Origin of the sequence: Pseudomonas sp. KU26590 (assembly GCF_026153515.1) — a bacterium.
Lineage (GTDB): Bacteria > Pseudomonadota > Gammaproteobacteria > Pseudomonadales > Pseudomonadaceae > Aquipseudomonas.
Genome location: NZ_CP110644.1, coordinates 2,229,782 through 2,245,100, shown reverse-complemented (window position 1 = coordinate 2,245,100; position 15,319 = coordinate 2,229,782). Strand labels below are relative to the sequence as shown.

11 protein-coding genes and 1 pseudogene are annotated in these 15,319 nt (G+C 53.7%); all 12 read right to left on the bottom strand.

Features of this window, described 5'->3' with window-relative positions:
- Positions 1–20 precede the first annotated feature (20 nt).
- The 12 genes and pseudogenes from OKW98_RS10060 to OKW98_RS10010 all read right to left on the bottom strand — a co-directional run bounded on the left by OKW98_RS10060 (position 21) and on the right by OKW98_RS10010 (position 15,314).
- Positions 21–1,133 (bottom strand): WD40/YVTN/BNR-like repeat-containing protein, encoded by a 1,113-nt coding sequence (locus tag OKW98_RS10060; RefSeq protein WP_265389012.1) that lies wholly within the window; start codon positions 1,131–1,133, stop codon positions 21–23.
- A 297-nt stretch (positions 1,134–1,430) separates the two neighbouring features.
- The gene (locus tag OKW98_RS10055; protein ID WP_265389011.1) at positions 1,431–2,390 is read right to left on the bottom strand and encodes an omptin family outer membrane protease; all 960 of its coding nucleotides are present in this window, start codon (positions 2,388–2,390) and stop codon (positions 1,431–1,433) included.
- Between the two features lie 229 nt (positions 2,391–2,619).
- Complete coding sequence (locus tag OKW98_RS10050; RefSeq protein WP_265389010.1) at positions 2,620–3,327, bottom strand: hypothetical protein; 708 nt, start codon at positions 3,325–3,327, stop codon at positions 2,620–2,622.
- A gap of 225 nt (positions 3,328–3,552) precedes the next feature.
- The gene (locus tag OKW98_RS10045; RefSeq protein WP_265385849.1) at positions 3,553–4,530 is read right to left on the bottom strand and encodes an IS5 family transposase; all 978 of its coding nucleotides are present in this window, start codon (positions 4,528–4,530) and stop codon (positions 3,553–3,555) included.
- 573 nt (positions 4,531–5,103) lie between these two features.
- Positions 5,104–5,406: a polymorphic toxin type 24 domain-containing protein gene (locus tag OKW98_RS27470; protein WP_416148265.1), complete on the bottom strand. Its 303-nt coding sequence runs from the start codon at positions 5,404–5,406 to the stop codon at positions 5,104–5,106.
- Positions 5,407–5,459: 53 nt separating this feature from the next.
- Entirely contained in the window at positions 5,460–5,984 is a 525-nt protein-coding gene (locus OKW98_RS10040) for a hypothetical protein (RefSeq protein WP_265389009.1), read from the bottom strand.
- A gap of 670 nt (positions 5,985–6,654) precedes the next feature.
- A pseudogene (locus tag OKW98_RS10035) lies at positions 6,655–9,468 on the bottom strand (DUF637 domain-containing protein); the annotation flags it as partial.
- Positions 9,469–9,613: 145 nt separating this feature from the next.
- Positions 9,614–9,838: a hypothetical protein gene (locus OKW98_RS10030; RefSeq protein ID WP_265389008.1), complete on the bottom strand. Its 225-nt coding sequence runs from the start codon at positions 9,836–9,838 to the stop codon at positions 9,614–9,616.
- On the bottom strand, positions 9,835–13,320 hold the full coding sequence (locus OKW98_RS10025; RefSeq protein ID WP_416148450.1) for a DUF637 domain-containing protein: 3,486 nt from the start codon (positions 13,318–13,320) through the stop codon (positions 9,835–9,837). The genes OKW98_RS10030 and OKW98_RS10025 overlap by 4 nt, the downstream gene beginning before the upstream one ends.
- A gap of 886 nt (positions 13,321–14,206) precedes the next feature.
- On the bottom strand, positions 14,207–14,665 hold the full coding sequence (locus OKW98_RS10020; RefSeq protein ID WP_265389005.1) for a hypothetical protein: 459 nt from the start codon (positions 14,663–14,665) through the stop codon (positions 14,207–14,209).
- A complete protein-coding gene (locus OKW98_RS10015) occupies positions 14,666–14,953 on the bottom strand; it encodes a hypothetical protein (protein WP_204125681.1) in 288 nt (95 codons plus the stop codon).
- Between the two features lie 73 nt (positions 14,954–15,026).
- Complete coding sequence (locus OKW98_RS10010; RefSeq protein ID WP_096131192.1) at positions 15,027–15,314, bottom strand: hypothetical protein; 288 nt, start codon at positions 15,312–15,314, stop codon at positions 15,027–15,029.
- Positions 15,315–15,319: the final 5 nt, after the last annotated feature.

Genomic DNA, 15,319 nt, shown 5'->3' with positions numbered 1-15,319 from the left:
GTGTCCTCGCCTGCTTGTTCTTATTGTTGAGCGCTGTCAGCGCCCGTCGGCGAGGTGACGCGAACGCCGCCCTGTCCCACCAGAACCAGATTGCCTTTATCGTCTTCAGCAACGCCGGACAACGAAAGCCGGTCGGGGCGATTTGCGACCGTGAAGCTTTGGCCATCGTCTGTACTGCGCATGACGCTGCCGCCGTTGCCCACCAGCACGATGGCGTTGTCCGGCATCAGCGAGGCGTTGGCGATGCTGAATTCCAGGGGGCCGCGCTCACCCTGCAGCGGGACGGGCTCCCAGGTGGTGCCGAAATCGGTTGAACGAAACAAGTTGCCGCGCAGGCCGTAAACCAGCAGCGTGTTGGACTCCGCAGTGCCGAGCGCACCGAAGAGCGAGCCCTGGTAAGGGCCTTCGAGTTTCTCCCAGGTCTGGCCATCGTCCGGGGAGCGGAACATGCTGCCCTGCTCGCCGACCACAAGAAGGCCCGCGTCCTTCACGTACGCAATGCCGTTGAGGTGGAACTGGTCTTCGTTGTCCAGACGGTCGCCGATGTCTTCCCAGTGCTGGCCGCCGTCGGTGGTTTCCAGCACAGCGCCATAGGCACCCACGGCAATCCCGGTGGTCAGGTCCTTGAACCAGACATCCAGCAGCGGTGCTTCACGTTTGAGGTCTTCGAACTGCTTGGTCCAGGTGGCGCCGGCATCGCTGCTGGCAAGGATCTGCGCATCGTGCCCTACGGCCCAGCCGTGTTGCTCATCGACGAAATACACCGCCGTGAGCATCTGGCGCGTCGGCACTTTGGCCTGGGTCCAGGTTTTGCCCTGGTCGTCGGAATAGAGAATGTGGCCGCGATCCCCCACCGCCACCATGCGCTTGCCGGCATGGGTCACGTCCAGCAGCAGGCTGCGGGAGGCTTTGGCGGATTCGAGGGCGTAGACGGCGGAATCGCCAGCGTTGGCAGGTTTGTCGACGGGTGCCACGGCGGACGTGGTGTCAGCGGCCAGGGCGGCGCCGCAGAAGATCGGGGAGATAAACAGAGACAGAGCAGCGTGGAGAGGCAGGCTCTTGAAAAGCGTCCGGGCACTGAAATGGCCCCGAATGACCGCAAACCGAGTGCGCCGAATGACGGGCTCACGCATGGAGCTACCCCTTCCTTTATTTTTATTAGGTTCTTCAGGAGGCCATTTTGACAGCGCAGGCGCTCTAGCCTGCACACGCGGTGGCCTCACCGAAGCGACCCCATCCTAGTCAGCTTTGGAAACGTATGACAATCGACATGACGTTATCTTTTGTTAAGCAACGGGGCGCTGATTGGCGCGTTATCACTGGGAGTTATCGAGCGCATCCACGGCGTGTAGCGTAGCTGGGCCGTGGACTGTCAATTCAGTCGCAAACCGTGCCGGGCAGTTCGGCGCCAGCACGGTTCGCAGCACGGCTCAGAAGGCGTACGTAAGCGCCAAAGTGGACATCGTCGTCCTGGCGGACTGGCTGCTGGCGTTGCCCTCCACACGGAAACGATCACCGCTTTGGGTATCGTTTATCAAGGTGCTGCCCTTGGTCTCCGCGTACACCTGATGATCCACCCCGGCCTTCAGTGAAAATTGCGGGTTGACCTGATACGTCAGCGCTACACCCAGGCTCTGCATACGCCCGTTGTTACCGTTTTCGCCTTCATAGTTCACGCCGGTCAAATGATGGCGATCATGATCTCGCGCCCGGACCCACTGGCTGTATTTGAACTTGCCCTCCAGCGTCCAGTTGCGGAAATGGTAGAGGCCCACCAGACCCAGGTAAGGCGTGTCGTAGGTCTGCTGATAGGAAATGCCCTTCTCGCCCGCCGGGAATTCTCCAGACTCATCGCGGAAGCCTTCGTCCGATGAATAGATGTATCGACCTCCTCTCGCGTGCCAGCCAAACTGGTTTCGCTGATAACCGAGCATCACGCCCAAGGCCAGATGATCACGCTTTAGCGCCCAGGCCGTCGCCGCGATATCCGCCTGCCAGGCTTTGGTGACTTGCGTGTCCGGGTGATCGGAGTAGTCACTCCAGTCCGCATGCTCACCGTCCAGCCAATCGTAATCCTTCATATGAGCGTCGCCCTTCGCCACCCGCGTCCAGCCGGTCAGATCAAGGGACAGCCAGTTCACCGGCTGGTAGCTCAAACCCAGGTGCAGCGTCGGCACCTGCTTCATGCGCCAGTTCAGTTGGCTGATCTTCTGTCCACTGTACGGGTCATACACCCTCTCCTGCGCCTGCCCGTTGAGTAAGCCGACACCCACGCTTGCCCTGACCGCCCCCAGTTGAAACTGCTCCTCGCGGGTCGTCTGCGCCTCGGCCAATGCTTCGGTGCCAAGCGCAGCCAAGCCCAGCCACAACAGCGTTTTCCTACCCTTCATCACCCACTCCGCACTCTTCTTATTGAGATTTTTGCCCAGCGCCGCACGCAGCTGAACAAGGAGCGAAAGGATGAAGCGCCGCGAAGGAAATCTCTGCCGGGCGGTTCTGAAGGAATTGCGTGAAAGCTAAACGTTGGTGCTGGGAAATTGCCTACAAAGGAGCTGGGGTGGCGGCAGTTTGGGTTCCTTTCGGACGTCACTCATCAGAACTTGCCGCTTACCCACACTATTAAAGATTCAGGTCCTTCACTATGGCTTCATCAACGATTTTCGAGATGCCATCCAGAGCAGTGCGCAAGAGCTCAGGCTCCGTGCGGTAACGTTTAGGCTCATAGCCAAACGTGTTGCCGCCATTGAATGCTGAGATGTATTCAGTTCGCTGCCAGATCAACTGGTCGCCACGCCTCATGCTGCCGGTGACAGTGATTGTCGGATAAACGACGCTGCTAAACCCCTGGGTCAACGCAAAGCCCCAGTTGTTGACGGTCAGAAGAACCTCCGCGTCCGCCGGGTCATGCTCGCCAACCATCTTGAACCGCCCGGTCTGGGACAACTGCTCTTCGAATCGCTGCTTAACCATGCTGCCAAGGTCGATGTTGGCGGTGTTGAGGTTGTAGATGATCGCGTCAACCGTCGACATCGACGCCAAGTCGCCAGCTTTATACCCCGCCGCAAAACCTGCGCCGCTCATTGCGGCAGTTGCCAGGTGAGAGGCGTTCGTCGCCGCCCCCACCGCCACGCCCGCCCCTGCGCCCAGCGCCGCACCCCATGCCTGCTCTCGGCCCATGTAGGTGATGTCCTTGGTGGACCAGACGACTGGGAGGATTTTGACGGTGTGGATTTGGGAGCGGTATTCAGGTTTGAATTTCTGATTGGTGCAGCCGGTGATGATGAGTGTGAAGAGAGCCAGGGTTACTAGTTTGTGGAGCAGACGCATTGGTTGACATCCTGTTGGTTTAGTTGACATCTCATCTGAGATCGCGGCGAGGGGTTTGGTTTTTGAGCTCGCTGCCCTAAGGAAGGTCTGAAGTAGGCACGCGTTTTTAACAGCCCCGTTGCTTGAGGCTCAAAAAATGTCGACTCAATCGAAAATTAGACCTTTTGCTCTCTCAATCCCCGCTTTTTTCTGCGTACAAGCGCTTTTCAGCACTCATTTTCCGCATTAAAGGCGTACCTCTCCTGCATTGAGTAATCGTTTTCGCATCATCCACAGGTTCGACAGAGCAAACAGCGTGGTCTGCTGCGCAGTGTTTTTCAGCAGGCCTCGGAAGCGTACTTTCGTATAACCAAACTGGCGCTTGATTACTCGAAACGGATGCTCAACCTTGGCGCGCAGTTGAGCTTTCGCGTATTCGATTTTGCGACGCATGCGCCCGATCAGACTCTTCTTTGCATGCTTTTTATAGCTGCTGGGCCGCGCAGCAATCGACCAGATCATTTGGCGATCTTGATGCTCGGGGCGCTTTTCGACGCCGGTGTAACCGGCATCGCCAGAGACGTAAGTTTCTTCTCCGTGCAGTAACTGATCGACCTGGGTTACGTCCGCCACATTCGCCGCAGTGCCCACTACGCTATGCACCAAACCGGATTCGGCATCGACACCGATGTGCGATTTCATCCCGAAATAGTATTGATTTCCCTTCTTGGTTTGATGCATTTCAGGGTCGCGTTTGCCGTCCTTGTTCTTGGTCGAACTCGGCGCATGAATGATCGTCGCATCGACCACGGTGCCTTGGCGCAACAACAAACCACGGTCGCCCAAATAGCCATTGATGACCTGCAAAATCCCACCGGCCAGCTCATGTTTTTCGAGCAATCTGCGGAAGTTGAGGATCGTGGTTTCGTCTGGAATCCGATCCAGATGCAGCCCGGCAAACTGGCGCAGAATCGTAGTTTCGTACAGCGATTCTTCCATAGCTGGGTCGCTATAACCGAACCAGTTCTGCATCAGATGAACCCGCAACATCGCCATCAACGGGTATGCCGGACGACCACCTTCTCCCGTTGGATAGTGCGGCTCGATCAGTTTGACCAAGCCATTCCAGGGCACGACCTGATCCATCTCGATCAGGAAGCGTTCACGGCGGGTTTGTTTGCGTTTGCCAGCGTATTCGGCGTCAGCGAAGGACATCTGCTTCATCGGGACTCAACCGTTCAGTGCTTGGGACTGGCGTATTTCACCAGATTTGGAAGTCTTTTTCAGAGTTTCCCTAAGGGTTTGATTGCCCACGTAACAAATCGGCCGGCCTTCCTAATCCTAAAGGCTGAGGGCTTGGTAATTTATCTACCTTGTCGCTGCCCCGCTTAGAGAGTTCACGCGAGCTGATATCGACTCTGTTACTTCGCGTGCAGCAGCGACATGCCTGTCTGTTAGACCGGCACGTGCATTCTTTGTACAGTTATAGAAAATGAATTTTTATCACAGACTCGTGACAAGCCTATCGCAGGGCGCAACTATTTTTCGAAGTGTCGTAGATATAAGGGGTCCATCCCCATTTATCGCAATCGGAGGGGATCGCCGCAGCTCCATCGCCTGAATAACCGCTAGCACCGGGACGGGGAGATTAAGGGGTCCGTCCCCTTTTTTCTTTTTTAGGGCTGCACTTATTACTTATATAGCAAAGTTCATCAATCTCGTCTTTTTTCGCCCACTCGGACTTCCAAGAGCCATAACGAACCAAGCCGATCATGGGATGAATTGTGTTAACTTTCATTATGAAATCTCGTCAGATTTAGCCGGCCTTGGTGCTAATTTTGTCGAGGGCGATTGAACTCTAATCGTCCCGTCCGGCAATTTATTTCTACCGTACTCAATTACATGCGGTGTTTGCACATTCGCATGCGCGGCTCCAGTAACCTCAACTCTCTTAACAATCATTCCCGCCGAATCATACACAGCATAGCTGGTAATGTTCCCTTGGTTATCCGCTCTATTCACCGTTTCATTGACTGGCCCACCATCAAGTTTGAAACGTCCGCTTATCTGGGCAAAAAGGGTCCGTCCCCTTTTATCCATTAAGCCTCTGGCAGTGGCTTTAATGCGCGAACACATCCTGTGCGATGTTTAAACTACGACTGCCAAAATGTCAGGCAGACGCCATATTCATCTAGAAGATCGTCAGCAATTTCAAACTGAAACACCTTCTCTGGAAAGGCGTCGGATAATGCGCGTTTCCAATATCTGGTAATCTGCTCAGCAAATAAATGACAAAGACGATAATCTTCTTCCGACAGGCCCACTTTAAATATGGGTCGACCCGGTGCATCCTCCCACTTTGAAAAAAACTGATTTATTGAAAAAATATTCCTGTATCGTTCAACGTTTCTACGCGATGTACTTGGCTCCAACACACTAGATTCGTCCTCAACCAGCCCGCTCAAATGAAATCTTTGCGGATCGTATTGCTGAGCGTTAGGCAGCCAGAAAATGTGACCATTGACCTCAATAAAATCAGGAGAGAGCAAACCCAGAACAGAAATTGCTTGTTCTAATGAAACCAAATTCCCTGCATATGAAAAAAACTCTCCAGAGCCAATATCCGAAACAAACAGACTCAACGACTCTTTAGAAATATTACCCTGAAAAACTTTCATCATTTCAACCCCAAACTTTCAAGAACCGACTGCAGAACATTTCCCTCAAAAACTTTCGTATCACTTCCCTTCTTTGGGAAATATGTTCCATTCGGAGCTTGGTTCCATTCGACCACCTTAATCCGAGAGCTAGATACATCGTATAGTGCGCGCCCCTCAGGACCGTAGACAACAACATGCCCATTTCCAAGATTCGCATAAGAATCGGAAGGCTTAAGGGGTCCGTCCCCTTTTATGCATCATTAAATCTCACACTAAAAGCTTCCACAGTATCGCGTAAGGCAACTCATCATAAATAATGTCATGCAAGCGAAAATGATAAACAGCCAAAGAGCTTTCTAAGCTCTTATCAATAAATACACCATGAGACACAACACGATAAAAAACGCACTCCACAAATTTGTCAGAACCAAGAAAGCTAATGTGCTGTTTTCGAAAAAACCAGCTATTGACTGACAGAAAAATAAATCTTATCAATAGCTTAGCTTTCAGGTCATGGGTAACTTATTTCGCGAACAGTACACTAAGAGCATTTTTTATCTGACTGTAGGTCACCCCCGACCTAGCTGAAAGTAATTCAGGCGGCGGCCGGCATAGAGCCCATGTCATCATTTTCAACATCTTATCGTCCCCTTTTATCCGAAAAAAACGCAAAACATTGTCTGAAGCTTTAACGCATACCGCTATATGGATCCGACACCGAGCCACCTAACTCCGAAAGAGCAAGTGAAATCTCATTAAAAACTTCTGACGGCACATCTTTCTCCTCGAAAGACCTTAGAAAAATATTGATTCGCTCGAGCCCCAACCTAACCATGATACCAATGAAATTTTCAACCATCTCTAAATCATTACCATCCCAGACAGATAGCAGATAGTCTTCAATCCGCGCCCTGACACAGAAACTTAAGACACTATAGGTATGCCACTGTCTTTCACTTAGTTCCATTATTGGCTTAACAAAACAAGCACTATTAACTGTTTGGCTTTCCAGCCCACTCAACAGTTCTTTGAATTCAGCCTCAACCTCATCGACCGTCATCGAGTCTGGCAGTGAAGCGTAATAAGTAAAGCTTTTCATATTCAAAATATCTACCGGTATGTGCGTCGCATTAGAGGGTTTTCTATACAACACGCCATCCTGACCTAGCAGTTTACTTCCTATTTTTATTTGAGCAGTCCAGCCCGACCCAGCATTAGAACCAGGAAACTTCGTAGCTGCGTTCGCATCCGGAGCATGCCATTTTATCTCCACGTTTTGACCATTCCATTCGTACTGAAATTTACTGCCATCAGTAATGGTAGCTGACGACTTGAAAGTATTCGGTGTTCCCGGCGGCACTAATCTCTCTAAATCAGCGGCGCTTATCCTACCATTGTTAATAAACCCTTTAGCAGAGGTCTGAGCATCCACAAAAGCAGCTGGTTTGCTTGGGCCTGGCTGGTTTAAATAACCAAAGTCTCCATCTGCTTGCGATGCCGGCTTGGCCGCTTGTTTGTCCCCGAACCCTTTTGCCCCACCTGCATCAGCGCCTGCGTCAAGGGCCCCCTTTCCAGCCGTTTTTCCCGCTGCGGCCCTCTCTGCGGCAGCGACACCCACGCGTCCCCCAAGCACAACATCAGCGATTCCGGACTCACCCCAGAATGCCTGCAACCACGCATGATCAGCCAGTCTCTCGTCGTTATGGTTGATGTCTTGGAAGTGAGCGAGTACTTCCTTTTCGTCGGCATTCAACGCGAAAGAGTCAATCAGCGAATCTAGTTTCGCAGAACCGTCTTTCGCCGCACTGTATTGAGCGTTACATGCGCTTTCTCCTTCCCCTTTGCAGTCATACAACCGAGCACCTGTTTTGCTATCGGTCAGGACTTGGTATTTATCCTGCACTTGGCCACGACACGCTCCGGGGTCGGGGTTGGCACGGCAACCCACCAGCTCCTTGGAAAGGGCATCAACCTCGTCGTGCGCCAGATAGTTGTAAGCAGTTGCCTGCTGTGTCACCCAGCCAGCTTTCTCCTGATCCTTGGCACTTCCACCTGCCGCTGCCGCTACGGTCATCCCGACCAACTGTGACGTCATCGTGAGCAAACGCTCGTGAGCATCTCCTGGGAAGATCTCGCTACCGAACTTTTCAACCAGCGCCTCATTGGCGCCGGCCGCCAACGCCGAGGTGCGGAAATCGCCGCCAGCAGCTTCGCCTATCAGCCCGCCGACGATGGCATGTACCGCGACCTTTGTCGCCAAACCGCTGCCATTCAGGGCATCGCCGACGTTCTGGTAGATATAGCCACTGAGCACGTTAGCGGCCATCATCACAGCCGCTTCAGCCAAGTTGTCCTTGAACTTGCCGCCCTGAAGAACGGTTTTCAGCGCTGAGTTCACAGCCAGCTGCAAACCGATACTGGCATTGCCGATCCCACCGCTTACACCCGCGATGACATAACCTTTGAGGCTATCGCTGGAAGTGACATCTTTAGCAACAGCCCCCAAATCGCCACGATTGTTGACAGTACTGGTGGCTGCCTTGGTAGCTACTGCTGCGACTACCGAGTTGGCCGCTGCTCCGGCAGCTGAATTCGCAGCGGCTCCGACCAAGGTACTGCCCGCTCCCCAAGTCAGGTAGGTGACCAAGATTGCGATAGCCAGTTGCGCCCCAGCACCTAGGCCCGAATTGTTGTACTTGAAGGACTCATGCGCCTCTTTAACCAAGTTCCAGTCAACATCCCCCCGCTTTTCCGCATCCTTCAACCAAGCCAGATCAGGATCAGCCTTGACCATCGCATCAATCGCCTGGCTCACCGTCTGCTGGTTCACCTGTTTAACGTCGATGTGCAGACCATCAACAGCATTTACAACTAGATTGCCTTTGGCGATCAGCTCACTCTGGCGCAACGTCTCGTCGGTCTTGCCCTTACCGGACATGGAGTTCCACGCAAGGCTGGTATTGCTCTTCTCATGACTCTCCTGATGCAGGTCTTTAACGCCCTCAAAGTTGATCGCCCCGCCGCTGTTGATCGTCAGGTCTTTACCGCTGTTGAGCTTCGCGACCTGATACTGCTGATCGCCGCCACTCACCAACACCAGGTTGCCGCCAGCGGTGATTTCGCTGCCGATGTTTTTCACATCGGTCACTTCGTCTTGCTTGGTTTTCTTGGCGCCGAAGGAGCCTTTTTTCTTCATGTCGTACAGCGAGTAATCGTTGTCCTGCGCAGCGAGGACTTCGAGTTTGTTGCCTGCGGCCAGATAGGCTTCGTCGTTGGCGGCGATGCGGCTGGAGGTCACGGCCAGGTTTTGCCCGGCGCTGACGGCAACACTCCCGCCAGCGGTAATCTCGGTCCGGACCTGGCTGACTTGATCTTCCTGCGTCGTAACCTTTTTGCTCTTGCTATACGAGTGCTCTTCGTCCGCCGCCGAGCTGATGGTGACGTCTTCGGTCGCGGCCATCGCGATATCGCGTTTGGCGTCGATCTGGCTGGCGATGGCGTTAGGAAGATTAAGGGGTCCGTCCCTTTTTTATCGCTGATCTTCGCGGCCTGGTAATGCTGGTTGCCCCCGTTCACCAAAACCATGTCACCGCCAGAAGTTAGCTCGCTACTGACGTTCAATGAAAAGGGGCTGCCCCCTTTTATCGCTAGATTTTACATACTAAACATGCATCCACCGTAGCTAGAGCAAAATCGTTTTGCTCGGGAATAAAAAACTCAACTTCATAGGCCGAAGGCTGGTCAGCACTACCATGCACAATAACAACTGTGCCCTCTTCCCCTTCGGGTATAAAGATATCATCTCCAGTAATTATTCTGGCTTCTACTCCTTCCCGGAGAAGAACTACATCGTTCTCGCGAAATATATTCATTTTTTGGCCGGAATTCCTGTTACAAGGCGAACAATACCTGAGCCATCTTTCAAAAATACGAAAGGTACGTCAATAGTTCTCCCATTAGTCCCGACAATAGGGATTTTCTGCTCAAACGTCTGACCATATTGAGTTACTTTTGTCACCACGGCCTTCGCTTCATTAAATTGAATCTGCGACGCCAATCCCTCCCAATTATTTTGGTCAAAACCAAGAGCCTGCTGAAACCAAGTGGCTTTGGTTTGGTTCTGAGGGTGCCCTGCATCAAGGAGATACCCCTGCAATTTACTCTGCAGGTTAGCAGTATCAAAGCCAGCGTCAATTGCACCTCCAGAGCCTTTTGCACCCAAAGCACCGCCAAGGTCACCAACGCCATCTACAACTTGCCCGCTAACGGTAGCAGTTGGTGAAGGATAATTCCCAGTTAGCTGTCCACTATAAGGACCTTCGGAGGTGGTCCACACAGGAGTGCCGGTCGAAACCTTGGAGCTCGCCGCCACGCTGGCCGCACGTTTCTCCGCGAGGAGGGCCAGCATGCCTTTCGCACCGACGCCGCCCAGCATCCCCAGCACAAGATCGCCATCTATCAGAGGGACTATGCCCCCTCCCAACAGGGTACTCAGTTGCTGGTATTGCCCTTGCGCCCCAATGTTCACGCCGCTCAAAGAGCCGATTTCATTCTGATACTGGAGTGCGGTGCCAGGCCCGAATTGTTTCACCCAGTCGGTGGGAATCGCCGCAGCACCATCGCCTGAATAACCGCTAGCGCTCGGACTGAACAGTGCCGAATCTGCATATTGCTTTGAGGTCGACGAGAACGCGTAGACCTTGTCCCCGTCGGCGATAATCGGCGTTCCATCGGCCCATGTAAGCGCTATTTTTTCACTTTGAAGACGGGATATCGACGCGCCGACAGTCTTCAAATCGTCCAGCAGATTGAGCTTCTCTGGATTAGTGTCGCTAGCTGTGCCGAGAATGGCTTTCAAACGCGCGGCGTCGGTCGCATCGACTTCCGCACTCGCGTAGAAGTTAAGCAAGGTTTGCCAGGGCATCCCTGAGTTGCTTTTGCCCTGCTGATCTAGCTTCTGAGCTTCTGCGACCAGTGCCTTTTGCTCAAACGTGTGCAGTTGACGGTTATAGGTCGTCGCGTACTGTGCAATCTCAGCGCCTTTGGCGACGTCGCCACCCACTGCCGCTGCAGCCACGAGCCCTGTCAGCTTCGAGGCCATCACTTCGAGTTGTTTGTCACCTCCCACCATGCTGCTCAGTACATTGATCAGTGCCTCATTAGCACCAGCAGCAGCGGCTCCTGTTTTGAAGTCCCCGCCGGTGGCTTCGGCGAGCAACCCGCCCACCAGCGCGTGCGCCATTACTTTTTGAGGGCTGCCTTCGTCGTACTTGCCCAACGCCCAGTCGCCGACCATCTTGAAGCCGATGGCCATACCAATATTGCTAGCCTGACCTACCAGCGCATTACCGAGATTGTCTGAGTAGCTGCCCCCATTGATCACGGTATTAACGAACGCATCAGACGCTGACTTCATCAAGACGATTTGAGCGCTGCTGAGGTTGAAGCCCAGCGAAGCAGGGTCATAGCCAGGCATAACGCCGGCCATTGCCGCAGAGGTGAGATATCCCTTTATTGACTGGGAGGACGTAATGTCTTTTACCGTCGCCCCGAGGTTGCCTTTGTTGTTAATGACGCTCACGGCTGCGCTGCTAGCCATCGACGTCAAAGCCGCAGTGGCTATCATGTTCCCCAGGCCTGCAGTAGTTGCGCTCGCAGTTGCCGTCGCCGCAGTGGCTGCGGCCATTGTCGTACCGGCCTGAGCGCTCGCCATTGCGCCTACTGCACCACTTGCAACGCCAGCGGTCAGGGCAGTCACGATAATGATGATCGCCAGCATCGCGCCCTGGCCCAGGCTCGAGTTGCTGTATTTGTAGGCGTCGTGGGTTTCCTTGATCAGCTTCCAGTCAACGTCCCCGCGCTTTTCCGCATCCTTCAACCAAGCCAGATCAGGATCAGCCTTAACCATCGCATCAATCGCTTGGCTAACCGTCTGCTGATTAACCTGCTTGACCTCAATATGCAGGCCATCCACCGCGTTGATTGCCACAGCGCCTTTAGCGATCAGCTCACTCTGGCGCAGCGTCTCATCGGTCTTGCCCTTACCGGACATGGAGTTCCACGCAAGGCTGGTGTTGCTCTTCTCGTGGCTCTCCTGATGCAGGTCTTTAACGCCCTCAAAGTTGATCGCCCCGCCGCTGTTAATCGTCAGGTCTTTACCGCTGTTGAGCTTCGCGACCTGATACTGCTGATCGCCGCCACTCACCAACACCAGGTTGCCGCCAGCGGTGATTTCGCTGCCGATGTTTTTCACATCGGTCACTTCGTCGTGCTTGGTTTTCTTGGCGCCGAAGGAGCCTTTTTTCTTCATGTCGTACAGCGAGTAGTCGTTGTCCTGTGCAGCGAGGACTTCGAGTTTGTTGCCTGCTGCCAGGTACGCTTCGTCGTTGGCGGCGATGCGGCTGGAGGTCACGGCCAGGTTTTGCCCGGCGCTGACGGCAACACTCCCACCCGCCGTGATTTCGGTCTGAACCTGGCTGACGTGGTCTTCCTGCTTTTTGACCTTTTTGCTCTTGCTGTACGAATGCTCTTCGTCCGCCGCCGAGCTGATGGTGACGTCTTCGGTCGCGGCCATGGCGATGTCGCGTTTGGCGTCGATCTGGCTGGCGATGGCGTTGATGTCTCGCCCGGCCTGAACCGACAGGTCGCGGCCTGCCGTGACGGTCGAGCCGATCTGGGTGATGTCGCTGCTGGTGTGTTTGCTGTTCAGCACGAGGCTGTCAGTCAGTTGGGTTGCGGCGGTGTTGACGTCTCGCCCGGCGTTCAACGTCATGTCGCGACCGGCTTGCAAGGTGCTGCCGATGTTGTTGATGTCGCGGCCAGCCGAAACGCTCAGGTCGTTGGCAGCTTCGATGCGGGCGGCGTTGTCGGCGTATTCCTTATGCAGTTGGCCCCGCACGTCGCTGTCGAGCGAGGTCACGCTGCGCTCGTTGGTGACATCGCCGCCGATGGCGGTCACGGTGACGTCGCGACCGGCGATGATGCCGCCCGCTTTGTTGATGACGTCGTTGCCCGCGAGCAGGTCCAGGCGGTTGCCGGCTGAGATCAGGCCGCTGTTGACCAGGTCATTGCCAGCGGTGGCGGACAGGTTGTTGGTGGCTTTAAGCGTGCCGACATTGTCGAGGTTCTGGCCGGCAATGAGGGTCACGTCCTTACCGGCGATCAGTGCGCCGTTCGGGGCAAGACGTCCATCGGCTTGGGCCAGATACAGCACAGGCACCAGCACGTTTTCGCCATTCACTTCGCGCTCTTCGAGCCAGACGATGTCGTGGGTCAGTGCGGCCACTTGCTGGGACGTCAGCGACACACCGACGGACAGGTTGAGTTGGTCCTTACTGGCGATGGCGTTGTTCATCAGGTACTTGAACTGATCCTCGTTGGAGGTCTGTCCATCAATGAATGCCTGGCCGGTGCGCGAGGTGACGGCTTGTTGCACCAGACGCTGTTCGTAGAGGCCGTCGCCCAGACGTTTGGCGCTTTCGTCGGGGTTGTAGCCGAGGCCGGCGAGCAGGTAATCCGAGCTCATGAACTGCTTGAGGTCGGTGAGCACCGGGTTGGTTTCGATCAGGTATTTGCCGGTGCGGGCCGTGGCTGCGGTGGAGGGCAGGCCCTGAACTCGGGCGACGGTTTGCGCGCTTGCGGGCTGGCCCGGGCTGATGCCGGTGGGGTTTGCGCCACTGATGAGGCTGATGCCGGGAATGGGGTTAACGCCTGGGGAGCCTGGATTTCCGGAGACTCCTGTGACGCTTGCTGCGCCTGTGACACCGTTAACGCCGCGGACACCTGCTACGCCCCCAACACCCTTGACGCTTGCGACACCCGCGACCTGGTCGACGGCGGCAATGCTGCCAGCGCCGGCCTGGTGGCTCGAAACCGAGAACCCGCCGCTGCCGGAATCGCCCGGTGTGGAGAGGTTGAAGAGTTAAAGGAGTACCTCCCCTTTAACTTTGCCCTTTAACTTTGCGCAGACTTTCCTTGGTTCCCACATTTGAAAATGGATCCGCTCCCTTATATCCATGCATATGGAAAACACTCACCTCGCAACAGGTGCGTGTTGAATATTGAGATTTTTCTCCTGTTAAGAAACGAAAAATCGTTCTCAATAAGGGCGTATTGACCAAATAGGCCTAAGGTCGTGAGGGCGGGTGCAAAAGGGATGCAACTTGACTGCAGAAAGAATGCAAAAACACCGGCGCAAGGCCGGTGTCGAAAGAGTCAGATCAAGTTGAAAATTCTACAATTCACCAAACCTCATGGGTCTCCGCTCTGTAATTCTTTTCAATACGCTCAACAAGCAATGGCGCACTGATAATTCCTCTTGTGGAATGCTTCAGCTCTTCCGAGCTAATCTCTCTCTCCAGCCGAAGTGCTTCGCTTCCATTCCACAGCCAAATAGAGCCTCCCGGCCCGCCATTCCTGGAACGGAACGTAGGAAACACTTGCAACCTTTCGGGAACCGGAACATTTGCCACAACGGTTAGAAGGCCTTGATTCACCGCACTTTGAACAACAAAAAATGCGGAAAATTGTGGTTCACCATCAACAACAACCGAAAGATCTTTTGGCTGTTCATTATGAAATCCGGGGAAAACACGTATTAAAAAACCAAACTCCGGATGCTTATGAGTAACTTGCGCATATGCGACACCCTGCGAGGTTAACACCTGCAAAATGTCGCCCAGCTTTACCTTCTTAACCATTTAAAATCCTTCATATCCAGCTTTTTTCAGCAGCTCGGCGCCGCGAATTAAACCCTGCTCATACTTAGTCGGGTTTTTGACAGACGATATAGAGTTGATTTTATTGATTAATGTTCCGCCATCTTTACCAAGGCCGTGGTAATCGATCAGTGTTTGCTCGACTGCCCGTGCGTCAGCACGTGAAAGGTTCTGTAAACCCTCTATTCTGTCAATCGTGATGCCTTTTTCTCTAAGGTGAGCTTGACCGCGCTTAACTATGTCGTCGGTTATCCCGACATAACGAGTCACGCCATCAACAACACAGCTATAAACACAAGTCTTTCCGCCTATAGAGGCAACCTCACCTGCGCCTTTTGCACCATCAACTATCCTGCGTCAATATCTTTATAAACCTATCAAACTCCTGAGAAACAGATTCTCCCTCTTCTGGAGAGAGCAACACATTCATAACCTGATCATCAAGGGCACAGTCATATATATCTATACCCACCCAACCTTTAGACCAGAATTCAACAGTACCTAGCTTGTTAAAACCTTCCAACTCTATCCTTTCAAGGTCACCAAAATCCCCATCAGCAAATGATGAGTACTCTAGAGAAAACCCCTTCAAAAGTGGCTTTACACTTTCATCAAACCAAGATCCATCCATAAGAC